General features: G+C 38.2%; 31 protein-coding genes and 1 pseudogene. 22 read left to right on the forward strand and 10 right to left on the reverse strand.

Annotation, left to right across the window (positions count from 1 at the left end; all coding sequences use genetic code 11):
* Positions 1-341 precede the first annotated feature (341 nt).
* The gene (locus tag AC1RRY_RS03015; protein ID WP_492818093.1) at positions 342-2639 is read left to right on the forward strand and encodes a TonB-dependent receptor; all 2298 of its coding nucleotides are present in this window, start codon (positions 342-344) and stop codon (positions 2637-2639) included.
* Between the two features lie 56 nt (positions 2640-2695).
* Here the strand turns inward: AC1RRY_RS03015 and AC1RRY_RS03020 are convergent, their stop codons facing one another.
* The 9 genes from AC1RRY_RS03020 to mnmE all read right to left on the reverse strand — a co-directional run bounded on the left by AC1RRY_RS03020 (position 2696) and on the right by mnmE (position 10092).
* The gene (locus AC1RRY_RS03020) at positions 2696-2896 is read right to left on the reverse strand and encodes a hypothetical protein (RefSeq protein WP_492818092.1); all 201 of its coding nucleotides are present in this window, start codon (positions 2894-2896) and stop codon (positions 2696-2698) included.
* 91 nt (positions 2897-2987) lie between these two features.
* The gene (locus AC1RRY_RS03025) at positions 2988-3434 is read right to left on the reverse strand and encodes a hypothetical protein (RefSeq protein ID WP_492818091.1); all 447 of its coding nucleotides are present in this window, start codon (positions 3432-3434) and stop codon (positions 2988-2990) included.
* A 460-nt stretch (positions 3435-3894) separates the two neighbouring features.
* Positions 3895-4239 (reverse strand): hypothetical protein, encoded by a 345-nt coding sequence (locus AC1RRY_RS03030; RefSeq protein ID WP_492818090.1) that lies wholly within the window; start codon positions 4237-4239, stop codon positions 3895-3897.
* Positions 4240-4311: 72 nt separating this feature from the next.
* The gene (locus AC1RRY_RS03035; protein ID WP_492818089.1) at positions 4312-5247 is read right to left on the reverse strand and encodes a phage/plasmid replication domain-containing protein; all 936 of its coding nucleotides are present in this window, start codon (positions 5245-5247) and stop codon (positions 4312-4314) included.
* 57 nt (positions 5248-5304) lie between these two features.
* Positions 5305-5778, reverse strand: coding sequence for a hypothetical protein (locus AC1RRY_RS03040; protein WP_492818088.1), 474 nt, complete (start codon positions 5776-5778; stop codon positions 5305-5307).
* Positions 5778-6080, reverse strand: coding sequence for a helix-turn-helix transcriptional regulator (locus AC1RRY_RS03045; protein WP_492818087.1), 303 nt, complete (start codon positions 6078-6080; stop codon positions 5778-5780). The genes AC1RRY_RS03040 and AC1RRY_RS03045 overlap by 1 nt, the downstream gene beginning before the upstream one ends.
* Before the next feature lie 150 nt (positions 6081-6230).
* Positions 6231-6857 carry a hypothetical protein gene (locus tag AC1RRY_RS03050; RefSeq protein ID WP_492818086.1) on the reverse strand — a complete coding sequence of 209 codons (627 nt, stop codon included), beginning with the start codon at positions 6855-6857 and terminating at the stop codon, positions 6231-6233.
* An 11-nt stretch (positions 6858-6868) separates the two neighbouring features.
* A complete protein-coding gene (locus AC1RRY_RS03055; protein ID WP_492818085.1) occupies positions 6869-8041 on the reverse strand; it encodes a phage integrase SAM-like domain-containing protein in 1173 nt (390 codons plus the stop codon).
* 200 nt (positions 8042-8241) lie between these two features.
* A complete protein-coding gene (mnmE, locus tag AC1RRY_RS03060) occupies positions 8242-10092 on the reverse strand; it encodes a tRNA uridine-5-carboxymethylaminomethyl(34) synthesis GTPase MnmE (protein ID WP_492818084.1) in 1851 nt (616 codons plus the stop codon).
* 173 nt (positions 10093-10265) lie between these two features.
* On the opposite strand from mnmE, the gene AC1RRY_RS03065 reads away from it, so the two are divergent.
* Positions 10266-12983 (forward strand): hypothetical protein, encoded by a 2718-nt coding sequence (locus tag AC1RRY_RS03065; RefSeq protein WP_492818083.1) that lies wholly within the window; start codon positions 10266-10268, stop codon positions 12981-12983.
* Between the two features lie 40 nt (positions 12984-13023).
* On the opposite strand, the gene AC1RRY_RS03070 is transcribed toward AC1RRY_RS03065, so the two are convergent.
* The gene (locus AC1RRY_RS03070; RefSeq protein WP_492818082.1) at positions 13024-14508 is read right to left on the reverse strand and encodes a TlpA family protein disulfide reductase; all 1485 of its coding nucleotides are present in this window, start codon (positions 14506-14508) and stop codon (positions 13024-13026) included.
* Between the two features lie 652 nt (positions 14509-15160).
* Here AC1RRY_RS03070 and rplC point away from each other — a divergent pair.
* The 20 genes and pseudogenes from rplC to rplO form a co-directional block, all read left to right on the forward strand.
* Positions 15161-15781 (forward strand): 50S ribosomal protein L3, encoded by a 621-nt coding sequence (rplC, locus tag AC1RRY_RS03075; RefSeq protein WP_492818081.1) that lies wholly within the window; start codon positions 15161-15163, stop codon positions 15779-15781.
* A gap of 114 nt (positions 15782-15895) precedes the next feature.
* Positions 15896-16522, forward strand: coding sequence for a 50S ribosomal protein L4 (gene rplD / locus AC1RRY_RS03080; RefSeq protein WP_492818080.1), 627 nt, complete (start codon positions 15896-15898; stop codon positions 16520-16522).
* A 34-nt stretch (positions 16523-16556) separates the two neighbouring features.
* Entirely contained in the window at positions 16557-16844 is a 288-nt protein-coding gene (gene rplW / locus AC1RRY_RS03085) for a 50S ribosomal protein L23 (protein WP_492818079.1), read from the forward strand.
* Between the two features lie 84 nt (positions 16845-16928).
* Entirely contained in the window at positions 16929-17753 is an 825-nt protein-coding gene (rplB, locus tag AC1RRY_RS03090; protein WP_492818078.1) for a 50S ribosomal protein L2, read from the forward strand.
* Positions 17754-17781: 28 nt separating this feature from the next.
* On the forward strand, positions 17782-18060 hold the full coding sequence (rpsS, locus tag AC1RRY_RS03095) for a 30S ribosomal protein S19 (RefSeq protein ID WP_492818077.1): 279 nt from the start codon (positions 17782-17784) through the stop codon (positions 18058-18060).
* A 20-nt stretch (positions 18061-18080) separates the two neighbouring features.
* Positions 18081-18425 carry a 50S ribosomal protein L22 gene (gene rplV, locus AC1RRY_RS03100; protein ID WP_492818076.1) on the forward strand — a complete coding sequence of 115 codons (345 nt, stop codon included), beginning with the start codon at positions 18081-18083 and terminating at the stop codon, positions 18423-18425.
* An 80-nt stretch (positions 18426-18505) separates the two neighbouring features.
* Positions 18506-19381 carry a 30S ribosomal protein S3 gene (gene rpsC / locus AC1RRY_RS03105; protein WP_492818075.1) on the forward strand — a complete coding sequence of 292 codons (876 nt, stop codon included), beginning with the start codon at positions 18506-18508 and terminating at the stop codon, positions 19379-19381.
* Between the two features lie 108 nt (positions 19382-19489).
* Positions 19490-19918 carry a 50S ribosomal protein L16 gene (gene rplP / locus AC1RRY_RS03110; RefSeq protein ID WP_492818074.1) on the forward strand — a complete coding sequence of 143 codons (429 nt, stop codon included), beginning with the start codon at positions 19490-19492 and terminating at the stop codon, positions 19916-19918.
* A 74-nt stretch (positions 19919-19992) separates the two neighbouring features.
* The gene (rpmC, locus tag AC1RRY_RS03115) at positions 19993-20175 is read left to right on the forward strand and encodes a 50S ribosomal protein L29 (RefSeq protein ID WP_492818073.1); all 183 of its coding nucleotides are present in this window, start codon (positions 19993-19995) and stop codon (positions 20173-20175) included.
* Positions 20176-20215: 40 nt separating this feature from the next.
* The gene (gene rpsQ / locus AC1RRY_RS03120; protein ID WP_101727419.1) at positions 20216-20470 is read left to right on the forward strand and encodes a 30S ribosomal protein S17; all 255 of its coding nucleotides are present in this window, start codon (positions 20216-20218) and stop codon (positions 20468-20470) included.
* Between the two features lie 51 nt (positions 20471-20521).
* Positions 20522-20890 carry a 50S ribosomal protein L14 gene (rplN, locus tag AC1RRY_RS03125; protein ID WP_116982343.1) on the forward strand — a complete coding sequence of 123 codons (369 nt, stop codon included), beginning with the start codon at positions 20522-20524 and terminating at the stop codon, positions 20888-20890.
* A 102-nt stretch (positions 20891-20992) separates the two neighbouring features.
* Positions 20993-21331, forward strand: coding sequence for a 50S ribosomal protein L24 (gene rplX, locus AC1RRY_RS03130; RefSeq protein ID WP_492818072.1), 339 nt, complete (start codon positions 20993-20995; stop codon positions 21329-21331).
* A gap of 72 nt (positions 21332-21403) precedes the next feature.
* Complete coding sequence (gene rplE, locus AC1RRY_RS03135; protein ID WP_492818071.1) at positions 21404-21961, forward strand: 50S ribosomal protein L5; 558 nt, start codon at positions 21404-21406, stop codon at positions 21959-21961.
* Between the two features lie 44 nt (positions 21962-22005).
* On the forward strand, positions 22006-22275 hold the full coding sequence (gene rpsN / locus AC1RRY_RS03140; protein WP_492818070.1) for a 30S ribosomal protein S14: 270 nt from the start codon (positions 22006-22008) through the stop codon (positions 22273-22275).
* 192 nt (positions 22276-22467) lie between these two features.
* The gene (rpsH, locus tag AC1RRY_RS03145; RefSeq protein WP_492818069.1) at positions 22468-22869 is read left to right on the forward strand and encodes a 30S ribosomal protein S8; all 402 of its coding nucleotides are present in this window, start codon (positions 22468-22470) and stop codon (positions 22867-22869) included.
* A 128-nt stretch (positions 22870-22997) separates the two neighbouring features.
* Entirely contained in the window at positions 22998-23558 is a 561-nt protein-coding gene (gene rplF / locus AC1RRY_RS03150) for a 50S ribosomal protein L6 (RefSeq protein WP_492818068.1), read from the forward strand.
* Between the two features lie 56 nt (positions 23559-23614).
* Positions 23615-23962 (forward strand): 50S ribosomal protein L18, encoded by a 348-nt coding sequence (rplR, locus tag AC1RRY_RS03155; protein WP_492818067.1) that lies wholly within the window; start codon positions 23615-23617, stop codon positions 23960-23962.
* Positions 23963-23980: 18 nt separating this feature from the next.
* Positions 23981-24484 carry a 30S ribosomal protein S5 gene (gene rpsE / locus AC1RRY_RS03160; RefSeq protein ID WP_460473320.1) on the forward strand — a complete coding sequence of 168 codons (504 nt, stop codon included), beginning with the start codon at positions 23981-23983 and terminating at the stop codon, positions 24482-24484.
* A 28-nt stretch (positions 24485-24512) separates the two neighbouring features.
* Complete coding sequence (rpmD, locus tag AC1RRY_RS03165; RefSeq protein ID WP_130022930.1) at positions 24513-24692, forward strand: 50S ribosomal protein L30; 180 nt, start codon at positions 24513-24515, stop codon at positions 24690-24692.
* A 96-nt stretch (positions 24693-24788) separates the two neighbouring features.
* Positions 24789-25226 (forward strand): annotated as a pseudogene (gene rplO, locus AC1RRY_RS03170) (50S ribosomal protein L15); the annotation flags it as partial.
* Positions 25227-25421 lie beyond the last annotated feature (195 nt).

Below are 25421 nucleotides of genomic sequence, written 5' to 3' on the forward strand. Positions count from 1 at the left end.
TTTTGTTATAAGCGGATGCCGTTATTAATAAGGCGATGTAAATATATACTAGTTCTATTTAATCTACCAAATTAGTAGATTAATATTATTTAAATATATTTATATTGTGCAATTTGTTATTTGAAAAATTATATTTGAATTGTTTTTTTGAGTTTTGAATTGCAGAACTAGAGAATTTTAACAGAAAAATGACACGGAAGAAGAGGAACAATCTTCTTTTTTTATATAATCTACATATTGAGGGTATGTTGCTCCAACCTCGGATTTGTGTTTAATTATTATTTTCTAAGTAATTGTATTAATTTTCACATAGTTCCTTTTTACATGTTATTTCAATCAAAATGAGAATATTTTTAGGGGTTGTTTTATTCTTTATTTATTCCGAGAGCTTATCTCAAACAATTAAAGGCAAGGTTATAGACGCTGAGACAAAACAACCTGTTCTGAATGCAACTATTTATTTAAACAACAAGAGTATTACTTTAACCAATCAGGAGGGAGAATTTAAAATTTTGGACTTATCGATATTCAGATATTCGGTAAAAGTTTCCTGTGTCGGGTATGATGATGCTGTTTTAAACGAAGTTCTGGTAAGTTCGGGCAAAGAAACAGAATTGAATATTTTATTAAGTCAGAGCTTTAATAAACTGGATGAGGTGGTAATAAGAGCCCAAAAAGCACACGGCTCACCAATTAATGATATGGCAACTGTTAGTGTCAGATCTTTTTCGGTTGAGCAAACAAAAAGATATGCTGCTGCATGGGGTGACCCGGGTCGAATGGCACTATCATTTGCCGGTACGTCAAACGTAAATGATGAAACTAATGAAATTGTGATCCGGGGAAATAGTCCTAAAGGGCTGTTATGGAAAATTGACGGAATTGAAGTACCCAGTCCTAATCATTTTTCTTCAGAAGGAGCTTCCGGTGGAGGGATTAGCGCAATAAGTACTAATGTGCTAAGTAACTCAGATTTTTATACAGGCGCATTTCCTGCTGAGTATGGCAATGCAAGTTCAGGCGTATTTGATATAAGATTAAGAAAAGGTAATAGCGAAAAAAGAGAAAATAGTATTCAATTGGGTTTTCAAGGTATTGAAGCTTCGACAGAAGGACCTCTCTCGAAAAAGAATAAATCTTCTTATTTATTTAACTATCGCTATTCGACACTGAAAATTATTGAGTCTTTCGGATTAAATGTTGTCCCAACTGCAACTCCTAATTTTCAAGATCTGGTTTTTAAGTTTTCTTTCCTATTTCGTAAAACTTCTGTTTCAATCTGGGGATTGGGCGCCTTGAGTTCCAGTGACTACAAGGCCAATCCGGACTTTTTGCAAGTGGAGAAATCCAATTTTTTCACCTCCGGTTTGAACATTGTCCACAGACTGAATGAAAAATCATACATGGAAAGTATACTGTCTTTGTCAGGAAATGAAAACATTACCAGCAATGAGAGTAAAAAAGGTACGTACTTTATCGATATCGCTCAGAATAAATACTCAACCTTAAGGTTTTCAAATCAGTATAACAATAAAATAAACAATCTGCATTCGCTTCGTTTAGGATTCATTTACAGTAATTTGAATTATAATGTATTAAACAAATTTCAGGTTCAAAGCGCTACAGCTGTAAAACAAAACGGAACAGGAAATACGAATACTTTGCAGGCGTATCTGCAATGGAAATACAGAATTGCGCCTAACGTAACCTTGAATTATGGTATTCATTCTATGTTTTTAACACTGAATAATACCTATACAATTGAGCCCAGATTGGCCGGGAAATGGCAGGTTAGTGATAAAAGCAGTATAAACTGGGGACTTGGCATACACAGTAGATTAGAGCCCATCTCGACCTATATGCTTAGTAAATATGATACAACTGCGAAAGCAATAGTTCAACCTAACAGGAATTTAGAGATACCAAGATCTTATCATTATATTATCGGATACGAATTCAGACCTGCCAATACATGGCGAATTGTGAGCGAAGTTTATTTTCAAAAACATGATAAAGTTGGAGTCGGCTACTCACTAACTAATAAGGAAATTAGCACTTACTCATCTCTGAATGAAATAGATGGCGTAAATGCGATTGAATTGGTAAGCAAAGGTACCGGGGAGAATTACGGCATAGAATTGACGATAGAAAAATCTTTAACCAAAGGTTTTTATTTTTTAGGAACTACCTCACTATTCAACGGTACCTATACAACTTTAGATAAAGTAAAAAGAACTGCCAGATTTAATAATAATTATGTGCAGAATATTCTGGCCGGTAAAGAATGGAAGGTAGGAAAAAAAGGCATGAACTTGTTAGGATTGAATTTAAGAACTACATGGGCAGGGGGTATCAGAGTCATACCTATTAACCTGGATGAATCCATAAAAAATCAACAGGAAATTTTGAATTACAGTGAAATCTATAATAAAGAGCAACTATCAGGTTTTTTCAGAACAGACCTCCGCATAAGCTTTGTCAAAAATACTTCTAAAACTACATCTACTTTTTCATTGGATTTGAACAATGTAACCAATCACAAAAATCCTAAAAGCCGGTATTTCGCTAGCCCCAATGCTTTAGTTGAAATTAATCAATTAGGGTTAATTCCGGTGTTTAACTATAAATTCGAATTTTAAATAAAATGCTTATAATCAGTATTTTCTCTTGATACGGTTTCCGTTGGTTTATAGTATTACTTCCCAATATAATATGAGTTCTTATCTAAAATATTGACAACTGAATCTAACTCTCCCCAACTAACAGGCTCATATTTACTAAAATCATCTAAATTGTTCTTCAAATAATCTTTTACAAGTGCCTTTGCTTTATCCTCAGATGAATTGCAGGAAAATATAAATAAAGATAGTGATAAGACACACATTAATTTTTTCATTGTAAAGGGTTTTATAGATTGATAACAAATAGAGATTTTACTTCAACTCACGTCATAAAAAAACTGTGTATGACTAAAATATTTTGGTATTCTACAATTTTTTTAAATAGTTAAGCATCTTTTCCACATGCTTTTTTTCTAAATAGCCAAACATATCAAGTTCTCCCGTTATTGCCAAAACTTTTATTCCAAGAATACTTTTACATACACCTGTATTTCCCGTCTCTAAACCTAAATCAAAACTATCTCCGACTTTCATCTCCGCATACTGATATATAACTTTGTCTAAAAAATCAACAATGCTTGCTTTATTTTGAAATTTAAGGTTAATAGAATCATGCAATCTTGAATATTGATGGTCTTTTAATCTAATTGTGTAGGTTGTATCTAAAATGCCAATATGGCTCCATAATTCAACATTTCCACCTATAACACTCACTACTTTCTTGTTTGAAGTGACTGATTTTTTATCAAACCCTTGTGAATACAAGTCGACGCTTATAACTGCTAAAATCATACAAATAATGCTCTTTTTCATGATGCGGTTTTATTTTAATTGTTAAATGTTAAGAGATTTAACCTTAAACCACACCATAAAAATAGGCGTGGACAAAACTTAATCGGTAAAGAGGCATCGCCAAACGCCCACACTCCAATAAGCAAGCCCACGCCAAAGCGTGAGCGTTTTACTTATTGTCCTTTGGAGTGCTTAAAATTGGCGATTTTCTTTACCCAAAAACAATAGCTAAACGCTATAATTCCTAATATTTGGAACAAATATAATGTCTCCTAATGGAATTTCTCCATATTCAATTGAACAAATTGAATAGGTTCATTAGAAATAAATTACAATATGAAGGCAATGGAAAATAATTACATTTTCTGATGTTTTTTAGGTGATTTTTTTAACCTCTTTATGTCTAATGCATGAGATTTACTTAATAAATGCTAAATGCCTGTAAGTAAGCTATTTAAGAGGTGGTTTTTAAATGGAGTACTTATAGGGTTGTTTTGTCTTTCAAAATCTGCTTAAGTCTCTCATCCTGTAGGTAATCAGCAAATTGAAACAGCAATTCTGTAGGTAAGTCTATTTTGTTGAAATCGTCGTTAGATTGTTGTGTTACAATTTCTAATTCTGTTTTCTGTTTTGGAACTATATACTGCATAAATTTTTCAAGTATTTGTAACCTTTCTTTGTGTGAAAGGGCTTTTAAATCCTTTTCAATTTGCACTCTATTCCTATCTAACAAATCAGTCATCCAATCTTTTAAAGTTCCTGTTACTTTGTTTGGTGTTCCTACTTTTCTGCCCCCGGTTTTAGGGCTTCCTTTTGTTCTGCTCATACCTATTTCTCTCTATTTTAGATTAAGGTCGGTTACTAAATTGGTAATAGAATACATCTTAATATAGAGTATTTACGAGTAACGCTTTACCGCTTCATTCACTTTTATGTCAAGTTCCTTTATCGCTTCATTTGGAACAATTAAACTTTCTTTAATTGTGCAAGCATTATTAATTGTCTGCCTTAGGTCAAATGCTTGTTTTTTTGAAAGTTCACCTCGCTTTGAAGCCTCGTTTATCTGGTTTAACATTTCTAATTGTCCTCCCGCTTGTTCTATTAAGACAAGTACCCCCATTCTATAAAGTTGTTGTTTAGTTCTCATTGCTTCAAAATTTAGCATTACATCATTTACTTTCTGTATAGCTTGATAAGTGTTTTGCCACCGATTGAGCAAATCAATATAAAAAGTCTCATCATAAAGTAAAGCCCCTGTTACTTTAGGAACACCTAATTGTAAGGCTATTCTTTTAGTGTATCGTTGCTCATACCTAAACACGTTTTTGTTTTGATAAAATAATGGGACGGGGTCACGTCTGCTTTTCTGTTCTTGTATCTTATCATAAAAACATAATCTACCACCTGTCCGGCTATAATAAAGCCCATTCGGTTCTGGCAATCGTTTGGAGTTTTTTAGTAGCCCTAAATGATTTAAGTATATTTCTGGCGGGTGATTAGTGATAATATTATGTGCTATATCCAGACGGGTAACGGTGGCTTTACTCATTGGAAGATGTAGAGTTTCACTTAACTTTTCTATTGCTCTCTGAGTATCGCCCCGCCCCATCGTTTGAAAGTTATCACCTAAGTGCCATTTGCATAGGCTTCCATCTTTCACTTTTATTTGCCATTGATTGAGAGTTACTTTTAATCCATAAAGATTACCTGATATAGTCATTTCTCCATTATAGGAGTGTTCACCTACATTCTTTAAATGACGGGGTACTTCTTTAAGGAAATTAGACCTGCCTATATCATCTTTCTTTAGAATAAAATTTACACTATCATACATAACGTTTGCTAAATTTGTAACAAATTACAACCTACAGCTAAATGACTTTTGCGTTCACTATAATTTGTTTTTCTTAATGGCCGCTTGCATTCTTAGCGTATTCATTTCGTCATTAAGTTGATTATCAGTCAGTAAATTATATAGCTGTGTCCTATTGCTCCTTTGCCCCCTGGCTATAAATATTTCAACTATTGAACTCGCTTGTACTCTACCCTCTACTATTTTAAAATTGTAGTGCATAAATAAAAATGCATCTGATGTACCAATCATATCGCCATACCAGAATGGTAAATTTATATCTGGATTGTAAATATTACTTATATGCTTATTTTTGGAAATTGCTAAATCAGCTTTTCTTTTCTCACCTGCTTTTGTATAGGTGTTATCTCCAATGTAAACAAATAAATCTCCGTGCTTATCTCTTAAAGCTTCAAGAGGGTTATAACTCCTAGTTGAAGCTATCCCGTCTATTCTTAGCTTACTTTTTTGGTCTGAGAGTTTCTCAAAGCGATAATAGTCTGTGAGTATCATCAATTTATTCTTCTTAAACCCCTCCTTTTAGTCACAATATGGTTCAAGGCTGTTTGCTCAATTTCTGTTGCAGTTGCAACTCGGTTTTGTTTCATCCAGTTTTCAACCTCCGTCCGGTCAAAATACACCTGTTTTCCATTAGGCTTATAATATGGTATTTGATGGCTACAAGTCAGTTTATACAGATGGCTTTTACTAAGCCCGGTCAAAATAGCTAAATCATTAAAGCATAATACATTCTTTGCCGATAGGATAGTAAGTTGTTCTATCTTATCTAGTTTTTCTAAGATTTTTTCTTCCATTGTCTGATTGTTTAATAGACATTGAAATAGCGCGCACCTTTCTTTGTCTGGTTTGATAATGTAAAGATTAGAAAGAAAGATAAAAGAAACTCCCTATATAGGTACCATTATAGTACCTATATAGGGAGCCTTAATTTTTTTTATTAAAACTTATTTGAAAGCTTGTTCTATAATTTTACCACCTTTAACAGTGCCTACTTTCTCTGTACTTGCATATTTTTGTTGAGCCAAATTCTTAACTCCCCAAAGAATTTCAAATGGTTTCCACATAGGTTTTGGGAGTTCTAGGCGTTCACTTATTATTTGAGCCAATAGGGCTTTTTGTGCTATTGTTTTAGTAAACTCTGTTGTACTATAATCTTTATTTAATAAACCTTTATTTATTGCTATTTGTAGTAGTTTTTTAACCTCGGAGTTATCTAAGTCTTTGGGTAAAGAAGTACGAGTTTTTTTTTGCAAAGCGGATTTTGAGTCTTTGTTATTTTTTCTAAATTTCCCTTCTAAGACCTTTTTATATTCTTTAGATAGATTATATATCATTGATATATTAGGTAAGCAATAAACGTCTAAAAGTGGGCTACATGCTTCATTTATCATTGTGTTCATATCTTCTTTGCATCTGGTTATTTCTTTTGCAATAAAATCATCAAATTCATCTGGACTATCATTCTCCTTATGTATTTCAATCTTTCTTTCCAATTCCTGAATCCGGCTCTCTATTGTGTTCTGTGATGCTATATCAAGGCTTTCAAATTTGGTTATAAATCCATCTTCCATAGGTGTTTGCATTAGATATTAATATCTGGAATAAGGTTAACGGCCTCTTGCTTCTTTTTGTCTAATACTTTAGTGTATAACTGCGTCGTTTTAATTTCCTTATGCCCCAATAGTTTGGATACCGTGTATATCTCGGCTCCTAAATCAATCATCATAACTGCAAATGTGTGCCGCGCACTATGAAAAGTAACATCTTTTGTTATTCCGGCTTTCATGCACCATTTTGATAATTCAGTTAAGGTTTGGCTATTGTACCTAAAACCAGAGAATACAAGTTTATCGGATTCCCCTCTTTCTCCCATAAATTCTACAGCTTGTTTATTTATATCTAAGTATTCCTGACCTTTCGTCTTTTTCTGCTTAAATACTATTCGAGTATATTCTCCAAAAGGTTGTATCTCTCGCCAAGTCATTTTTTCAATATCACTTTTCCTTATTCCAGTTAGGCAACTAAAGAGGAAGGCACGTTTTAATACAGGGTATCTACAAGGCGTTTTAGCTAAAGTCTTGACTTCCTCGACTGTTAAGTAAACCCTTTCTGTTTCATCCTGTTTATACCCCTCTATACCTCTCAATGGATTTATGGATAATATTCTATCGTCATAAGCTTGATTTATACACGCCCTGAGTTTGTTAAAATAGCTGACTTTTGAGTTTTGAGATAATGATTTAGTGGCTTCTTTATCATCTAACTGATTATGTCTTCTTTTATGTTGGTCTTTTGATGCATTATCAAGATATACTTTAAACCCCTCTATAAAATTAGTATCAATGTTCTTAAAGGTTATTTTTTCATCACAATACCTTTCAAGATGCTTTAAGCAGCTAAACCAGTTTCCATAATTCCCTACATTCGCTTTTCTTCCCTCGCATAGCTTTCTAAAATAATCTAAAAAAGGCGTGTCGGTTCTAAAAGTACTTGCAAAGCCATGCTCTCCGTTTTGAATTTCTATTTGGCGTTTAGCTTTTATACTTAGGGCAGTTTGTAAGGTTTGTCGATTTTGCTCTTTCTCTAATGGAGTTTTAGCATTAATTAAGTAGAGTTTTAAAAACTCATAACTTCTTTTTCCATTATAGTATATATCAAGATAAAGGCTAATGCTTCCATTAGCTAATTTCTTTTCTCTTAATCTTACAGGTTCTTTTTGCCCTTTATTTCCGGTAGGTGTTTTCGTTTTACTCATAATTACTGTTACTTTTTGTTACTCATTCTAATTTCAGTAACAAAGTAATAACAAAATAACAATAAATAAGAGTAAATCAAAAGAAAATAAATGAGTAAATCTAGATGAAAGAATTAATTTGTAAATAACTGATAATTAAAGAATTATTATCTTATTTTTGACTTTATTTTTGTTATTGTTTTCAATAGAAAAAATGGGACTCATTTGCCAATACAAAACTTACTGAAGATATTTGCCAGTAAATCATCTGTTGTGATTTGTCCGGTTATTTCACCTAAATGATAGAGAGAAAGGCGGATGTCTTGTGCCAGGAAATCGCCGGTTATACCCAGGCTCAATCCGTTTAAAACTTCGCCCAGTGCGTCATGCGCTTTTACTAGATGTTCATAGTGGCGAAGATTAGTCAGCATTGTGTCGGCCTGTTTCTTTACCTGTGCCTGCGCTGCTATTGCATTCCGCAACTCATCGACACCTATATTGTTTTTGGCTGAGATGTTGATGGTTGAGTACACCTCACCCAACCCTCTCCTTGAAGGAGAGGGCTTACGTTCACTCCCCTCTCCTCCCAGGAGAGGGGAAGGGGGTGAGGTGAAGTTCTCCGCAATCACTTCCAACACTTTTTCCGGATTATGAAGTACTTCTTCATTAGTAAACCGCAATATTTTAATTCCATAAATAGCTGCAATTTCTCGGGTTCTGAACTCATCATATCTTTTTTGAACCTTGTCTTCATGGTACCGCCCATCTAATTCTATCCCCAGTTTGCATTCATCGCAATAAAAATCCAAAATAAACCCTTCTTCCAATGGATGTTGTCTCCTGATTTTTTTATTAAGTAATTGTCTGTCTCTTAGTAACTCCCACAATATTTTTTCTGCTTCCGTGGAGTTTTTTCGTAGTTCTCTTGCCTTTTTTAGCAATTCAGTAGAAACTATAACAAAAGGAGATTTGTGAGAGTACACCTCACTCAACCCTCTCCTTGAAGGAGAGGGCTTTTCATCACTCTGTATAAGTGAAGGATTCCCCTCCAGATCAATCTTGTTTCTTACCCAGATTACAACTTTGCTGGTGAGTATGTCGGCAAATGTATTGGCCAGAAACTGCCTGTCAGGCTCGTTTTCAAATAGCATCAGTACAATTTCCGCTTTATCCATGGCCTGTTTTGAGCGTTCTATGCCAATGCTCTCCACCACATCCTTCGTCTCACGGATTCCCGCCGTATCTATGATCCGGAATTTGATGCCACCTATAAAAAGTACGTCTTCAATTACGTCGCGTGTCGTGCCGGCAATATCGGTTACAATGGCTTTATCTTCGTTCAGCAGAGCATTCAATAAGGTAGATTTACCGGCATTAGGCGGACCAATAATGGCTACAGGAATGCCTTCTTTGATTACATTACCGGAATCAAACGAATCTATTAATTTTTTCAGAAAATTCTGAATTTTCAGTATTAATTGTCTTAGATCGTCTCTACCTGCAAATTCCACGTCTTCTTCGCCAAAATCCAGTTCCAGTTCTACTAACGAAGCAAAATGCACCAGCTCTTCCCGCAGGGTTTTCAGTTGCGTAGAAAAGCCTCCGCGCATCTGGTTGAGTGCCGTCTTATGTGCTGCTTCTGAGTCGGCAGCAATCAGGTCAGCCACGGCCTCAGCCTGTACCAGATCAAATTGCCCGTTCAGAAAAGCTCTTTGAGTAAATTCACCGGGCCGGGCCATTTGGCAGCCGTTTTGTATCAGTAATTTGAGTATATATTTAATGATATAGTCGCTTCCGTGACACGATATTTCTATGACGTCTTCTTTCGTGAAGCTCCGCGGTGTTTTAAAGACAGATAGCAGCACTTCGTCTATTACTTTTCCTTCGGGGCTATCAGAATAATCTCTGATGGTTCCGAAATGAATAGTATGAGACTCCACTCTGCTCAGGTCTTTACCTTTGAAAATCTTGTTGACGATTTCAAAAGTTCTTTCACCTGATACTCTGATTACCCCTATAGCGCCTATACCCTGCGGAGTGGCTAAAGCACATATTGTGTCTAACTGAACCATATATTGTAACGAAATACCAACCATTCAACCATTTGTGATGTTCAAAATTGGTCTTATTTCAGAAAAATTTGATCAAAATTTATTTACTTTTGCAAATCTACCTGTAAACTTCAGTAATTGGAAGTAGTCCGGACAGATAACCCTGCTTATAATAGAATTTACGTTGCTTTCATATGATAAAACCTAAATACCTCTGGTATATCAATGCCTTATTGGTGTTAGTTGCCCTATTTGTGGCTTACCGCATCTGGCTTGCTCCCAGACGTGACGCCTGGAATTATATTCCGGATAACGCCTTTCTAGTGGTTGAAAGTTCGCAAATTCATCGTTCTCTCTTTAGTAACGACGGTATTGACTCTACGCAACTGGCCGATATCCCTTTTTTCTATGATGCCCTGCAACCCTTGAAACTGATAGGGGAGAATGTCGATACCTCCGAAACCGCACAGAAATTTCTGAAGAAAAAACTGATAACCTATTCTTTGCATAGGGAAACTAAAAAGAATCTCGAATACATAGTTTATATACCTGCCGGAGCTTTTGGCGATGCCGGGTTCCTGAATCAACTGACAAACCCTGACCCGACTAAAAGAAAGGTGTATGGACGTAACTACAAGGGTGTCAGAATTGAAGAGTTATATAGTGTCAATAATCGCTTACTTTTTAATTTCTTGATCCATGACGATTTCCTCATCTGCAGTGGTTCTAAAATACTGCTGGAGGAAGTGGTGAACAAGATGAAGTCGGGGGTGGCTATCGAGAATACACCGTTTAAAGAAACCCGCAGGGGAGTAGCGCATATTTATTTCAAAAGCAGGAATCTGCAGGATGTGGCAGATATTCTGCCTTCCCAGCTCTCACCAGGTCTGATAGAATTTTTTGGCAGCATCACACCGCGGAATCCTGATATCGTGTTTGAGAAACCAAATGAGCCCAATACGGTGTCTGCCTATATCTATTCAAAAGGTACCAATACCATTCCGTTTTTAGGTATTTTTGGTCAACAGAAGCCTCAACCCTTAACCTGCACCGATTTAATACCAGTTAATACGGCCATTGCGTTTAGGCTTAGTTTTCATAACAGACCGAAGCTGGAGAAAGATTTCAACAATTATTTCCGCACCAATGAGCAGTTACTGTTAGCGGAGAGAGATAGCCTCAACCGGTTACTGAATATTAATCTGAGCAGCCTGTATACCATCCTGAAAAACGAGCTGGTGCTATGCGAAATGGAAACAACAACCGATGAACCATCGAAGAAGATATTGTTGATAAAGACCGGCGACCCGGCTGAGGCACTGAATATGTTTGATGATCTGGCCGTTAATGCAGAAAGAATATCTTCTTACTTTAAACCGAAGCCGTTCAGTTATCTGAATAGCTATGTTCGTAAAATACAGGTAAGCCAACTGCCTGCACTGCTTTTCGGGTCGGTATTCAGAGGGTTTCCGGATTGTTATTATACGCAGATTGGGGATTACATGATTCTGGCCAGTGACGACGATGCCATGCGTGAGTATCTGAATAATCTGAATTTCGGACAAACCTGGGCCAAATCAACCATGTATTCAGATTTTATAAAAAAACTACGCCCGCAGGCACAGGTAACCGCAATTATCAGTCCGCAGAGAATCTGGAACAATTTTTACCATTCATTGCCGCAAAAGTGGAAAAACTCTGTTGTCAAACATGAACAACGTGCTAAATCGATGCGGTTTATAGCGGTGGAAAACTTTGTAATGAACAACAGGTTTGGAACCAAACTATTGATTGAGAAGATACCGCAGACCCAGAAAGAAGTGCTGGTTAACCGGTTTTTTCTGCAGGATAGTCTGAATATGGGCGCCGCTTTCAGAAGTAAGCCATTTGTTATTAAAAGTGCTTTCAATGCTTCTGAAGAAATTCTGGTACAGCAAGACGATAATCAGGTAGCATTGCTAAGTCATTCTGCTACAGAAATCAATAAAATTCCGCTCGGGCAGGCAATAACGAGTACCTACTTGTTACCTACCGATTATTTTCAGAATGGGGCGTTACACTACCTGGCCACCACAGCCAATCAGTTGTTGTTTTTTACCAGAGAAAACCAGAAAGGGCTGGTTGCCAATTATGCCGATATTGATTTCAAAGGGGCTATTAAAGCAGTTGCAACAAGCGAAACCAGAATTTATGTAGCAGATGAGGGCGGAAATATTTACATCATAGATGAAGAAACCCAGCGGATTAACCGGTTAAATACACAGGTGCATCTGAACGATATCGTACAGATTCATCCGCTTAAGTATAAAAATAATACGTATCTGGCAGCTATTCAGAAAGACGGCACTTTGAGTGTGTTTTATGAGCAGGGGCCGATGCTGAGTGGTTTTCCTAAAGTGCCCCTGTCATCGCGTCCCCTAGAGATGATAGCAGAAGAAGGATCGGCCAGACAGCCGGTGATCACGCTGATTTCAGAAACCGGTGAAATCAGAAAAGTAGATATGACCGGCAATTACTTAAACGGATCCGGCATACAACTGGAAAGACCTGACAAGCGAACAGTTTTTGAAGTGATTTTCGATCAGAACCGTAAAGACTGGCTTATTGCCAGAAGAACACCGACATCTTTAATGATTGCTAATAGACAGGGCAACCCTGTGCTTGAAATTGGCAGTACCAATTTTATGCAATCGCAGCTGCGGTATTTTGATCTGGGTAATGACTTGCGCTTCATAGCTGTTTTTGATGGGAAGAATAATACCTTATTCAACCTGAAAGGACAAATGCTGGGAGATATGCCACTACCAGCCAGTGCTTTGCCTGCAGTGTCCTATTCAGAGGTATATAATAAGCTATTCATTTATAATACCAATAAGACAAGATTTGAAGTCTGGACAGTTAAATTGAAGTAAAAATAACAGGGGCAGGGAAATTTCCCTGCCCCTGTTATTTTTACCTTTTCAAAGCTTCTTCAATCTGTGTATCTAAGATTTCCCGCTCTTCAAGACGCTCAACTCTCATCTTTTCTACATTCCCATATTTATCGATAATGGCATAGCTCGGATAACTGATACTTTTTATTTTTCGCATGATTTCATTGGATAAATCTTCCGAAGCAAAGACATGATACCCTTCCAGTTTATAAAAGGCTATTAATTGTTTCCATTTCACTTCATTGTCAAAATTGGTAATATACAAAAACACCAAACCCTTGTTCTTGTACTTCTTTTTCAGAGCTGCCGAATACAGGTTTATATCTTCTCTGCAAGGCCTGCACCAGCTCCCCCACATATCAAGAAATACCGTTTTCCCTTTGAACTGAGCTAGAATGTCGTTCCAATTTTTTGTGTCGTTCAAAAAGATTACTTTCGTGCTAAGGGTTCTTTCTGAGCGTGCAATAGCTTCACCAATATTTTTCTTGAAGTATTGATTAAACTTGCTGTCAGGAAATTGCTTCTTAAAACTGCCATAGATGCTTTCGATGTTACTGAAATCCTTGAGTTTAATCATTGAAGCAAATAAGAATGCATACATTTGCTCTTTTACCTTCCCATCAAAATATCTTTCGATTATCTTTTGTTTTAACTGATTGCGAATGTCATCCTGCATAATTGCTTTCCCGCTCAGGCTATCACCATCAAACCATTCGTTATAAAATTTCTGAGGTTGCTTAAAGTAATCATCGCGCGAATCGACATATTTTGTTTCCAGAAACAGCTCCAGATATTGATGATAGGAGGGGGCAACCAGGGCTTTTTCATCTGATACAGGAGCTTCGTTGGCCAATATGCTGAAGAAACTCTGCCATGCTTGTTTGTTTCTATTAAATGAGTTTGGACCAGAGGTATTCAAGTCGTCATAAGTATAATATAATGAGGCCACACGAGCATATTTCAGGTGATAATGCCAAGCCTCAATAAAAGCATCTGAAGGATTTTGAGAGGCTACTAAAGAATCTATATTCTTTTTATCTTTTTCATGAAAGCCTGTCACAACTTTATAAAGTCCGAAAGGTATGGAGTCTTGTTTGGTTTGCCCGTAGTGATAGAATGTAGAAATACTCCTTAGCTGATTATGATTTGCCCCAATGCCTGTTATGCTAATGGTGTTATTGGCATTTTCAGCAATCAGCAGATTGTCGCCTTTGGTAATAAAAAAATACTGTTTAAATAATGTTCTGTTGCGGGTGGTGTCTTCAATGGATACGACTACGATTTCATTGTTCAGGAAATCGGCATTGAGGCTGAAATTGCCTGCCGGATTCACGAGGGTTTTAGTAACAAAGCCTTTTGGAGTTTTAATAAATTGGTTGGCCGGACGGGTAATTTGAACCACGGCCCCTTTCATGGAAGGGAGCTTTCCGCGGATGATCGTATTTTGGGCAAACGAACCGAAGAGCGCACAAAGGCACAACAAAAACGTAAAAGATGTTTTCATAAGGTAGTTAAAAGATAAGTTGAACGTATAGGAACATTTAAGATTTTTAAAAGTAGTAATTTTTTCTAAATATTATTGACACGGTATTGTTAATTTTAATGGGCGACCGGAAGCATATTATGGCTATTAATAATTAGACTTTACGGGCCGAAATCATAGCATTGATCTAATTGCCTGATAACTAGAAAAATAATTGAAAAAACTTTTGTGATATATTTTGCAGGCAAAAAAAAATCAGTACCTTTGCACCTCAATAAAAAGCGGAGTACTTCTCATTTGGTTAAACGAAGTCTCGAATCATTCGGGAAACCAGTTTAACTTTGACTGTAAGCATCAACGAACACGTTTCGTAAATACTAATTCAGAACAGTCTCCGAAAGCTATGAATTTTACAGGAATCGCTGCAAGGTAACAAGGAATCGTCCTGCACCTTTAATTTTTAGGCCTTACCGGCGCGGATTCGTCCGACGGTTTGCAGTGTAATGAACAAGTTGGATTTTCCAACCTCTGGAAATAGTAAATAATTTTTGACTGAAGTTTGGTTTAGTGCAGTTTTTTTATGAATTTTGCACCCCCGTTTGGACGCCGGATTGCGATTTGGCAGAAGAAGAATCAAATTAGGTTGTAATAGCAAAATAAAGCGTAAAATACCATGTCTGGAATTATCGGAAAGAAAGTTGGGATGACCACTATCTTCAACGCAGAAGGCCAAGCAGTACCATGCACTTTGATTGAGGCAGGTCCTTGTGTTGTAACTCAAGTTCGTACTGAAGAAAATGATGGCTACAAAGCTATTCAGTTAGGCTACGGCGAAAAGAAAGAAAAAAATACCAGCCGCCCGTTGGTAGGTCATTTCAAAAAAGCAGGCACAACGCCTAAACGTAAATTAGTTGAGTTTAAAGAGTTCGAAAAAGAATACAACCTTGGCGATACTATTCGTATTGAAGATGTTTTTGCAGAAGGCGATTTCTTAGATGCAACCGGAAACTCAAAAGGTCGTGGTTTCCAGGGGGTTGTAAAACGCCACGGATTCAGCGGGGTAGGTGGCCAGACTCACGGTCAGCACAACCGCGGACGTCACCCCGGTTCAATCGGTGCATGTTCGTTCCCATCACGTGTTTTCAAAGGCATTCGTATGGCCGGCCGTATGGGTAACACACGTATAACTGTGCAAAACCTTAAAGTATTGAAAGTGTTGTCAGACCAGAACCTGATCGTTATCAGCGGTTCGATTCCTGGTGCAAAAAACGGCTTCATTACTTTACATAAATAACCCCCAACCCCTAAAGGGGGGTAAAATAGTCCTTTAATTTTAATAGCTCCCTTTAGGGCGGGGGGCGAACATTTAGGTCGAAACCGGACGACATCGAAAAAATCGGTAAATACAATGGAATTATCAGTATTAAGCAAAGACGGAAAAGATTTAGGTCGTAAGGCAGTATTGTCAGACGATGTCTTCGGAATCGAGCCAAATACACATGTGGTTTATCTTGATGTAAAACACTATTTGGCTAATCAGCGTCAAGGTACGCACAAAGCTAAGCAAAGAGCTGAAATTGCACGTTCAACCAAGAAAATTGTTCGTCAAAAAGGTTCTGGCGGTGCTCGTCATGGTTCTACCAAAGCTCCGATTTTCGTAGGTGGTGGTCGTGTATTCGGACCTGTTCCCCGCGATTACGATTTCAAATTGAATAAGAAAGTAAAAGTATTGGCTCGTAAGTCGGTTTTCTCAGCAAGAGCCAAAGAGAATAACATCTCAGTTATCGAAGATTTCACTTTCGAGTCTCCAAAAACAAAATCATACTTAGCATTTCTTAGTGCATTGTCATTGACAGGTAGCAAGACTCTTTTCATCCTGCCTTCTTATGATAGCAATGTGTATTTATCAGCTCGTAACATTCCAAAAACTAAGGTTTTGAGTGCTGACGAAGTAAGTACTTATGACTTAATCAATGCTGATAAGTTAATCATTAGCGAAGGTGCTTTGTCGAAAATAGAATCAATATTGAACTAAAAGCTGCAAACAGCTTTGCTAATAAATTAAGAAAATGAGTGTACTTAAAAGACCAATCATCACCGAAAAAACGCAAAAAAGCACTGCTAAAGGCAAGTTTGTGTTTGAGGTGGCTAAGGATGCGAACAAAATAGAGATCGCAAAAGCCGTAGAAAAGATGTATGGTGTAACAGTTACTGATGTAAACACCATTCGCCAGATCGGCAAAAAGAAATCAAGAATGACTCGTAGCAGAGCGTCTTCTGGTGTTACTTCTACTTTCAAAAAAGCAGTAGTAACATTGAAGGATGGCGAAATGATTGATTTCTACGAAAATTTATAAGAAAGATTCTGTGTGTAAGCACAAATCATTCCATCATTAAATTTCAGGTATAGCCTATAAAAGGCTGCAAAAGATTAAGTAAAAATGGGTATCAAGAAATTAAAACCAATCACCCCGGGTCAACGTCATCGTGTAGCGCCTGATTTCTCGGAGATTACTGCAAGTAAACCTGAGAAAAGCCTGACCACTTCGATCAAAAGAACCGGTGGTCGTAATAACGAAGGACACCGTACCGCACGTTACATCGGTGGTGGCCACAAACGTAAATATCGTATCATCGATTTCAAAAGAAGCAAAGTAGATGTTTCGGCTGAAGTAAAAACTATCGAGTACGATCCAAACCGCTCGGCTCGTATTGCCCTAGTGCAATATACAGACGGCGAAAAGGCCTATATCATTTCCCCACAAGGTTTGAAAGTTGGCCAGATAATTATTTCCGGTAAAACGGTTGCTCCTGAAATCGGTAACGCTCTTCCACTGGGAAACATGCCGCTGGGTACAATTGTTCACAACATTGAGTTGCATCCTGGTAAAGGTGCCCAAATGGCACGTAGCGCAGGAACTTACGCACAGGTGTTGGCGAAAGACGGTAAATATGTAACCTTGAAGATGCCTTCAGGTGAAATGAGAATGGTATTAGCTACTTGTATTGCTACAGTAGGTACTGTTTCGAATGCCGATCACATGAACGTTACTTACGGTAAAGCCGGTCGTAAACGTTGGCTGGGTGTTCGTCCTAGAGTAAGAGGTGTAGCTATGAACCCGGTTGATCACCCGATGGGTGGTGGGGAAGGCCGTGCGTCCGGAGGTCATCCACGTTCACGTAATGGTTTACTTGCTAAAGGTAAGAAAACCCGTGACAAGACGAAGCCTTCAACCAAGCTAATCGTTTCAAGAAGAAGTAAATAATCAAAATAAAGAATATAGATAAGTATTTATGGCACGCTCACTAAAAAAAGGACCATATATTGATTACCGCCTCGATAAGAAAATTGTTGATATGAACAATTCAGGCAAGAAGTCAGTCATCAAAACATGGTCGCGTCGCTCAATGATCTCTCCGGATTTCATTGGACATACTTTCGCAGTACATAACGGGAATAAATTTATACCTGTATATGTAACTGATAACATGGTAGGGCACAAATTGGGAGAATTCTCTCCAACGCGTAACTTCCGTGGTCACATAGCAAAGAAAGATAAAGGAAAAAGATAATAATTGTACATTTGTAGAAAATGGAAGCAGTAGCAAAATTAAATGATTATCCTACCTCGCCACGTAAGGCAAGACTGGTTGCAGACCTGATCAGAGGTAAAAAGGTAAGCCAAGCGCTGGGTATTTTGAGCTTTCAACCTCAACATGCTTCACCTGTTATCAAGAAAGTCTTGTTATCAGCAGTAGCCAACTGGCAACAAAGAAACGAAGACCAGAAAATTGAAGAAGCTGAGCTTATTGTGAAGTCTATCTTCATTGATGGTGGTCGTATGATCAAACGTTTAAGACCGGCACCTCAAGGGCGTGCATACAGGGTTCGTAAACGTTCTCATCACCTTACTATTGTAGTTGATAGTGCAGTTTAATTATTAATAAGCGAACGATATACTACTCGTATCGCACAAAATGTATACGGCTATAAGCCGTAATAAGCAAATCATAACTAATGGGACAAAAAGTTAATCCTGTCGGTCTTAGACTTGGGTACATCAGAGGTTGGGAATCTAACTGGTATGGTGGCAAAACCTTTGCTGAGAAGCTTGTAGAAGACCAAGAAATCCGTAAATACGTGGCAGCACGTATTCCGAAAGGAGCGATCTCGAAAGTAGTTATCGAGCGCACCTTAAAGCGTATCACACTTACTATCCATACTGCCCGTCCGGGTGTTGTAATCGGAAAAGGTGGTAACGAAGTTGATAAGATTAAAGAAGAGTTGAAGAAACTGACCGGTAAAGACGTTCAGATCAATATCTACGAAATCAAACGCCCTGAATTGGATGCTAAATTGATCGGTGAATCAATTGCACAACAATTGGAGGCTCGTATCTCTTACCGTCGTGCCATGAAACAAGCCATTCAGGCAGCTGTTCGTGTAGGTGCACAAGGTATTAAAGTGAAATTAGGTGGTCGTTTGGCAGGAGCCGAAATGGCACGTAATGAAATGTATAAAGAAGGACGTATCCCGCTTCATACACTTCGCGCTGATATTGACTATGCTATATCAGAAGCCCTTACCGTATACGGAAAAATCGGTATTAAAGTATGGGTGTTCAAAGGCGAAGTATTTGGTAAGCGTGATTTGACTCCGGCAGGTGGTGCTGCATCACAAGGTAATGAAAGAGGTGGCGAAGGTGCATCAGCCGGCGGACGTGGCGGACGCGACGATCGTAGAGGTGGTGGACGTGATGACAGAAGAGGTGGCGGACGTGACGACAACAGAGGCGGCGGTGGCGACAGAGACCGTAACCGTAACAACAACAATCGTGGCGGCGGCGGTAACCGTAACAACAATAACAACAGAGGTAATAACAATAGAAGATAATAGTTTTGAGTTTCAGGTTTTCGGTTTCTTTATTGAAATGTGATACTTGAAACTTAGAATATTTGAAACTTGAAACTAAGCACATAGTGCTGATAATATAATAGCGTCATGTTACAACCAAGAAGAACCAAATTCCGTAAGCAGCAAAAAGGCAGAATCAAGGGTCTCGCAACCCGAGGACATGAGATTGCATTCGGAACATTCGCTATCAAATCTTTAGAGCCGGGTCGAATCACCTCTCGTCAGATTGAGGCAGCTCGTATCGGGGTTACCCGTGCAATGAAACGTGAAGGTCAGGTATGGATTCGTATCTTCCCTGATAAGCCTATCACTAAAAAGCCACTTGAGGTACGTATGGGTAAAGGTAAAGGTGCCCCAGAATATTGGGTAGCCAGCGTTAAACCAGGTACTATTCTTTTCGAAGCAACCGGTGTGCCTTTGGCAGTAGCCAGTGAAGCTCTTCGTCTGGCAGCTCAGAAATTGCCGGTACAAACCAAGTTTGTAGTACGTAGAGATTATCAGGAAGACGCAGAATAATTCGCAGTGAAAAATCTCTGTGATGATAACCGGAATGAGCTCAGTTTATACTCATTCATTCATTCAATAATCAAATGAAAAAGTCAGAAATCCAAGCATTGTCAGTTGAGCAGTTGCAGCAGAACATCGTCGTTGAGAAAGAAAGAATCAACAAGTTGAAGTTTGCTCATGCTATCACGCCTATCGAAAATCCGATGCGTATTCGTCAGTCTCGCAGACTGATTGCTCAAATGTTGACAGAATTGAATGCCCGTTAATAATTAAATACCCTGTGTATCAGGAATTAAGTAAAGAACAATGGAAAGAAATCTTAGAAAAGAGCGTATCGGAACAGTAGTTAGCAACAAGATGGATAAATCTGGTGTTGTAGCTGTAGTTCGTAAATTGAAACATCCGAAATACGGAAAATTCATGCTCAAAACCAAGAAATTCATGTTCCATGACGAGAAAAATGAGGCAGGTATCGGTGATACCGTTAAGATTCAGGAAACTCGCCCATTGAGCAAGAATAAGAATTGGAGATTAGTAGAAATCGTAGAAAAAGCGAAGTAATTTAAAGCTAATAGCTATTGGCTTATGCGCCTGTAGCCAAAAATTAAGACAATGTTACAGCAAGAATCAAGAGCAGGTGTTGCCGATAATAGTGGAGCAAAAGAGGTGCTTGTGATCCGTGTATTGGGCGGAACAGGTAAGCGTTATGCTTCTATTGGTGACAAGGTTGTCGTATCCGTAAAATCGGCCTTATCTTCATCAAACATGAAGAAAGGAACAGTATCGAAGGCTGTCGTAGTTAGAACCACGAAAGAGGTTCGTCGCAAAGATGGTTCATACATACGTTTTGAAGACAACGCAGTAGTATTATTAAACAACCAAGACGAGCCACGCGGTACTCGTATTTTCGGACCTGTTGCACGTGAATTACGTGAGAAACAATTCATGAAAATCGTTTCTTTGGCTCCTGAAGTTCTTTAATTTGAAAGCGGTTTTCTAAGTATAGCTTAGCCCGCCATTGTGGCAGAGAGCGTCAGTTCTTTGTCCGATGCTTAACTATTCAAATTTTCAAATTTAAAAGTAATGGAAAGAAAATTCAATAAGCAACAGAAACTTCATGTACGCTCGGGCGATACAGTAGAGGTGATTGCAGGTAATTCGAAAGGAAAGCGTGGTAAAATCACTGATATTAACGCTGAAAAACAACGTGTTGTGGTTGAAGGTGTAAACATTCAGAAAAAACACGTGAAACCATCGGCTCAAAATCCTCAGGGGGAAATCCGTGAGATTGAGGGTTCGGTTCATATCAGCAATGTGGCCTTGGTTGATCCGGCAACAGGTGAAACTACCCGTACTGGTCGCAAAGAAAACGATAAAGGCAAACTGCAACGTTACTCGAAGAAGACCGATAAATTTATTTAATATTTAATTGGCTGACTGAGAAGCCGGCACAATAGAAGAGGGTCGGAAATCCTCATAAAAGCAATTCAGAAAATGGCACGCTTAAAAGAAAAATATACAAATGATGTAGTACCAACTTTGAAAACAAAGTTTGGGTACAAATCTATCATGCAGGTTCCTACCTTGCAGAAAATCGTTATTAACCGTGGTGTAGGCGCTGCAACCGGCGACAAGAAATTGATCGACAGTGGTCTGGAAGAAATCTCCAACATCACCGGACAAAAAGCAGTTGCTACCCTTTCAAAGAAAGCGGTTTCTAACTTCAAACTTCGCGAAAACATGCCGATTGGTGTGAAAGTTACACTTCGCGGACAGAAAATGTACGAGTTTCTTGATCGTCTATGTGCAATTGCACTTCCACGTGTAAGAGACTTCAAAGGTATCAGCGATAAAGGTTTTGACGGACGCGGTAACTATACCTTTGGTATTAAAGAGCAGATTATTTTCCCTGAAATTTCGATTGATAAAATCTCAAAGATTCAGGGTATGGATATAACTTTCGTTACTTCAGCTCCAACAGATGCAGAAGCTTACGAACTATTAAAAGAAATGGGTCTTCCATTTACAAGCAGCAAAAAACAACAATCTTAACAGAGATTTAAGTCTTTGAAATCAGCTTAATTAAAAGTCATACAATGGCAAAAGAATCAATAAAAGCAAGAGATAGAAAGAAAGAGGCAACTGTAGCAAGATATGCAGTTAAGCGTGCCGCTTTGAAAGAAGCTAACGACTATGCCGCGTTGGATAAATTACCTCGTAATGCTTCACCGGTTAGATTACACAACCGTTGTAAGTTGACGGGTCGTCCAAGAGGGTATATGCGTAAATTTGGTATCAACCGTGTTACCTTCCGCGAGATGGCATCAAAAGGGTTGATTCCGGGTGTTACTAAAGCATCTTGGTAAGATAGGCGAATGGTTTAGTAGAATTTAGTGAATTGATATAAATTATTCAAGGAACATAAATTCTGTTAAATAATATTTCCTTATCAATATACTATTTATTAAAAATATTTTCTAATTTTGCAGCCCAATTGAGAAAGTCGCGCTTGCGATACTGCTCAATGTTGGCTTAGGTATCCAAAATTAAACAGCAAAATGATTACAACGGATCCAATAGCAGACTTCCTTACCAGAATCAGAAATGCCATCAAGGCGCGTCATAGAGTGGTAGAAATTCCTGCTTCGAACATCAAAAAAGCGATTACACAAGTACTGTACGATAAAGGGTTTATTCAAAGCTATAAATTTGAAGAAGCAGCTCCACAGGGTGTTATCAAAATTGCATTAAAGTACAATCCGGTAACGAAACAATCGGCCATCATTGAATTGAAACGTGTTTCTAAACCAGGTTTACGTAAATACTCAGGCACTACTGAAATTCCACGTGTATTAAACGGATTAGGCGTTGCTATCCTTTCAACTTCGAAAGGTGTAATGACTGACAAGGAAGCACGTTCTTTGAAAGTAGGTGGTGAAGTATTATGCTATGTATATTAATAGGCTCAGGCTTGTTAATATACTTATATCTTATGCAGGTTTCTGCAGTCTAATTAAATGAATCGTTGACCGCTCTTGATAACTCGTTTCTCAACGAAAGTGTCATGAAGCCTTAAACTCAAAGTAAAATGTCAAGAATTGGTAAAAAACCAGTTGCTATTCCGAGCGGAGTAAGTATCACAGTAGATGGTGCTAATGTGGTAACTGTAAAAGGCCCGAAAGGAACTCTCACTCAAAAAGTTGATTCTGATATCACAGTTGGTGTTGAAGACAACGAATTAAAAGTTGAAAGACCAACCGAACAAAAACGTCACAAAGCCTTACATGGTTTGTATCGTTCACTAATCAATAACATGGTTATTGGTGTAAGCACAGGATACAAAACTTCAATGGAAATTGTTGGGGTAGGTTATAAGGCATCAAACAACGGAAACGTATTAGACCTTAGCTTAGGGTTCTCACACAATGTGTATTTTGTGGTTCCTGAAGAGTTGAAAGTTACAACTGCTATGGAAAAAGGGAAAAACCCGCTTGTAACGCTTGAAGGTACCGACAAACAATTGATCGGTCTGGTAGCTTCGAAGATCAAATCTCTGCGTAAAGTTGAGCCTTACAAAGGAAAAGGTATTCGTTTTGTTGGTGAAGTTGTTCGTCGCAAAGCTGGTAAAACCTCAGGTAAGAAGAAATAATCATTAGACATACCAGACGGCGAAACGCGTTTCAAGGTCTCAAAATATTTATAACAATGTCAAGTGTTAAAACTGATAGAAGACAAAAAATTAAGTGGAGCATCCGTAGTAAGGTTTCAGGAACTTCTGAAAGACCACGTTTAACGGTGTTTCGCTCAAATACAGCCATATACGCTCAGTTAATTGACGACACTAAAGGTGTTACCTTAGCTTCAGCGTCTACTTCTGGTTTAGGATTGAAAGGTGTGAAAGTTGATAACTCTAAAGAAGTAGGTAAGAAATTAGCTGAAATCGCTACTGAAAAAGGTATCGAAGCCTGTGTGTTTGACCGTAATGGTTATTTGTATCATGGTAATATTAAAGCCTTGGCAGATGGTGCCAGAGAAGGCGGTTTGAAATTCTAATCTTGCAATTCTGAATCAATGAATAAAGCAAAAGTTAACGAGGCAGAACTCAAAGAAAGAGTAGTAGCCATCAACCGTGTAGCCAAGGTGGTGAAAGGGGGTCGTCGTTTTAGTTTCTCGGCAATCGTTGTGTTAGGCGACGGTAAAGGTGTTGTAGGACAAGGTCTGGGCAAAGCAAATGAAGTAACAGATGCTATTGCTAAGGCTATTGAAGATGCTAAGAAAAATCTGGTATCTGTGCCTGTAATCAATGACACCGTTCCTCATGAAATTCACGGCAAGTTCTCAGGTGGTTTTGTGTTTGTTAAACCTGCAGCTCCTGGTACCGGTATTATTGCCGGTGGTGCGATGCGTGCCGTTTTAGAAGCAGCCGGTATTCATAATGTATTGGCGAAATCTAAAGGTTCATCAAACCCGCACAACGTGGTTAAAGCTACTATTGATGCTTTAAGCCAAATGCGTGCACCTCATACCGTGGCGTTCCAACGCAGTGTTAAAATGACAAAAGTATTTAACGGATAATAGCGCCCAGCTTATAGCTAATAAAAAGATGGCAAAGGTAAAAATTACTCAGGTAAGAAGTACAATTGGCAGACCAGAAGTGCAAAAGCGTACAATCGCTGCTTTGGGTCTTGGCAAACTTAACCGTACTGTAGAAAAAGAACTGAACCCTGCTATGCAAGGTATGATTAACAAGGTAAAACACTTGTTAGTAATAGAAGAAGCATAATAGATTCTCCCGGCAACGGGTTTAGGGTAGGCATAGCCGAGTGATTCCGAAAGTCGGAATTGCGTATTTTTAACCGATTAAAATAATCGAATTACAATGAAATTAAGTTCATTACAACCTGCTAAAGGTTCAGTTAAAGTGAATGACAGAGTAGGTCGCGGACATGGCTCTGGTGGTGGTGGTACTGCAAAACGTGGTCATAAAGGAGCAAAATCTCGTTCAGGTTACAGCCAGAAGCGTGGTTTTGAAGGTGGTCAGATGCCATTGCAACGTCGTGTACCTAAGTTTGGTTTTAAGAATATCAACAGAGTAGAATATAAAGCTATCAATCTTGACACAATCCAGGCATTGTTTGACAAAACTGGTGTGAATAGCATTGATTTAGGTTTCTTGTATAACAATGGTTTGACTTCAAAATCAGATCTTGTGAAAATTTTAGGACGTGGTGAATTGACTGCTACAGTTAATCTGAAAGCAAATGCGTTCTCAGCATCAGCTATTGCTGCTATTGAGAAAGCAGGTGGTTCGGCAACTGTTGATGCAACATTTGATCCGGCCGCTTCTGCAGGTTTAGGAAAAGCAACAGAGCAACCGGCTGCTCAGGAAGCAGTAGCTGAAGCGAAACCGAAGAAGACGAAAAAAGCAGCTGAAGGAAACGATTTATAAATAATCTAGGGCAAAGGGAAGAAACCGGCAGATTTGCTTATTAGCGAAGTAATCATTAGCTTT

It is taken from the genome of Emticicia sp. GW821-FHT11C11 (assembly GCF_058808615.1).

What these genes read in the sequence shown, in the direction of transcription:
- AC1RRY_RS03015 (WP_492818093.1), top strand. Translation starts at nt 342, where the DNA reads ATGAGAATATTTTTAGGGGTTGTTTTATTCTTTATTTATTCCGAGAGC.
- AC1RRY_RS03020 (WP_492818092.1), bottom strand. Translation starts at nt 2,896, where the DNA reads ATGAAAAAATTAATGTGTGTCTTATCACTATCTTTATTTATATTTTCC.
- AC1RRY_RS03025 (WP_492818091.1), bottom strand. Translation starts at nt 3,434, where the DNA reads ATGAAAAAGAGCATTATTTGTATGATTTTAGCAGTTATAAGCGTCGAC.
- AC1RRY_RS03030 (WP_492818090.1), bottom strand. Translation starts at nt 4,239, where the DNA reads ATGAGCAGAACAAAAGGAAGCCCTAAAACCGGGGGCAGAAAAGTAGGA.
- AC1RRY_RS03035 (WP_492818089.1), bottom strand. Translation starts at nt 5,247, where the DNA reads ATGTATGATAGTGTAAATTTTATTCTAAAGAAAGATGATATAGGCAGG.
- AC1RRY_RS03040 (WP_492818088.1), bottom strand. Translation starts at nt 5,778, where the DNA reads ATGATACTCACAGACTATTATCGCTTTGAGAAACTCTCAGACCAAAAA.
- AC1RRY_RS03045 (WP_492818087.1), bottom strand. Translation starts at nt 6,080, where the DNA reads ATGGAAGAAAAAATCTTAGAAAAACTAGATAAGATAGAACAACTTACT.
- AC1RRY_RS03050 (WP_492818086.1), bottom strand. Translation starts at nt 6,857, where the DNA reads ATGGAAGATGGATTTATAACCAAATTTGAAAGCCTTGATATAGCATCA.
- AC1RRY_RS03055 (WP_492818085.1), bottom strand. Translation starts at nt 8,041, where the DNA reads ATGAGTAAAACGAAAACACCTACCGGAAATAAAGGGCAAAAAGAACCT.
- mnmE (WP_492818084.1), bottom strand. Translation starts at nt 10,092, where the DNA reads ATGGTTCAGTTAGACACAATATGTGCTTTAGCCACTCCGCAGGGTATA.
- AC1RRY_RS03065 (WP_492818083.1), top strand. Translation starts at nt 10,266, where the DNA reads ATGATAAAACCTAAATACCTCTGGTATATCAATGCCTTATTGGTGTTA.
- AC1RRY_RS03070 (WP_492818082.1), bottom strand. Translation starts at nt 14,508, where the DNA reads ATGAAAACATCTTTTACGTTTTTGTTGTGCCTTTGTGCGCTCTTCGGT.
- rplC (WP_492818081.1), top strand. Translation starts at nt 15,161, where the DNA reads ATGTCTGGAATTATCGGAAAGAAAGTTGGGATGACCACTATCTTCAAC.
- rplD (WP_492818080.1), top strand. Translation starts at nt 15,896, where the DNA reads ATGGAATTATCAGTATTAAGCAAAGACGGAAAAGATTTAGGTCGTAAG.
- rplW (WP_492818079.1), top strand. Translation starts at nt 16,557, where the DNA reads ATGAGTGTACTTAAAAGACCAATCATCACCGAAAAAACGCAAAAAAGC.
- rplB (WP_492818078.1), top strand. Translation starts at nt 16,929, where the DNA reads ATGGGTATCAAGAAATTAAAACCAATCACCCCGGGTCAACGTCATCGT.
- rpsS (WP_492818077.1), top strand. Translation starts at nt 17,782, where the DNA reads ATGGCACGCTCACTAAAAAAAGGACCATATATTGATTACCGCCTCGAT.
- rplV (WP_492818076.1), top strand. Translation starts at nt 18,081, where the DNA reads ATGGAAGCAGTAGCAAAATTAAATGATTATCCTACCTCGCCACGTAAG.
- rpsC (WP_492818075.1), top strand. Translation starts at nt 18,506, where the DNA reads ATGGGACAAAAAGTTAATCCTGTCGGTCTTAGACTTGGGTACATCAGA.
- rplP (WP_492818074.1), top strand. Translation starts at nt 19,490, where the DNA reads ATGTTACAACCAAGAAGAACCAAATTCCGTAAGCAGCAAAAAGGCAGA.
- rpmC (WP_492818073.1), top strand. Translation starts at nt 19,993, where the DNA reads ATGAAAAAGTCAGAAATCCAAGCATTGTCAGTTGAGCAGTTGCAGCAG.
- rpsQ (WP_101727419.1), top strand. Translation starts at nt 20,216, where the DNA reads ATGGAAAGAAATCTTAGAAAAGAGCGTATCGGAACAGTAGTTAGCAAC.
- rplN (WP_116982343.1), top strand. Translation starts at nt 20,522, where the DNA reads ATGTTACAGCAAGAATCAAGAGCAGGTGTTGCCGATAATAGTGGAGCA.
- rplX (WP_492818072.1), top strand. Translation starts at nt 20,993, where the DNA reads ATGGAAAGAAAATTCAATAAGCAACAGAAACTTCATGTACGCTCGGGC.
- rplE (WP_492818071.1), top strand. Translation starts at nt 21,404, where the DNA reads ATGGCACGCTTAAAAGAAAAATATACAAATGATGTAGTACCAACTTTG.
- rpsN (WP_492818070.1), top strand. Translation starts at nt 22,006, where the DNA reads ATGGCAAAAGAATCAATAAAAGCAAGAGATAGAAAGAAAGAGGCAACT.
- rpsH (WP_492818069.1), top strand. Translation starts at nt 22,468, where the DNA reads ATGATTACAACGGATCCAATAGCAGACTTCCTTACCAGAATCAGAAAT.
- rplF (WP_492818068.1), top strand. Translation starts at nt 22,998, where the DNA reads ATGTCAAGAATTGGTAAAAAACCAGTTGCTATTCCGAGCGGAGTAAGT.
- rplR (WP_492818067.1), top strand. Translation starts at nt 23,615, where the DNA reads ATGTCAAGTGTTAAAACTGATAGAAGACAAAAAATTAAGTGGAGCATC.
- rpsE (WP_460473320.1), top strand. Translation starts at nt 23,981, where the DNA reads ATGAATAAAGCAAAAGTTAACGAGGCAGAACTCAAAGAAAGAGTAGTA.
- rpmD (WP_130022930.1), top strand. Translation starts at nt 24,513, where the DNA reads ATGGCAAAGGTAAAAATTACTCAGGTAAGAAGTACAATTGGCAGACCA.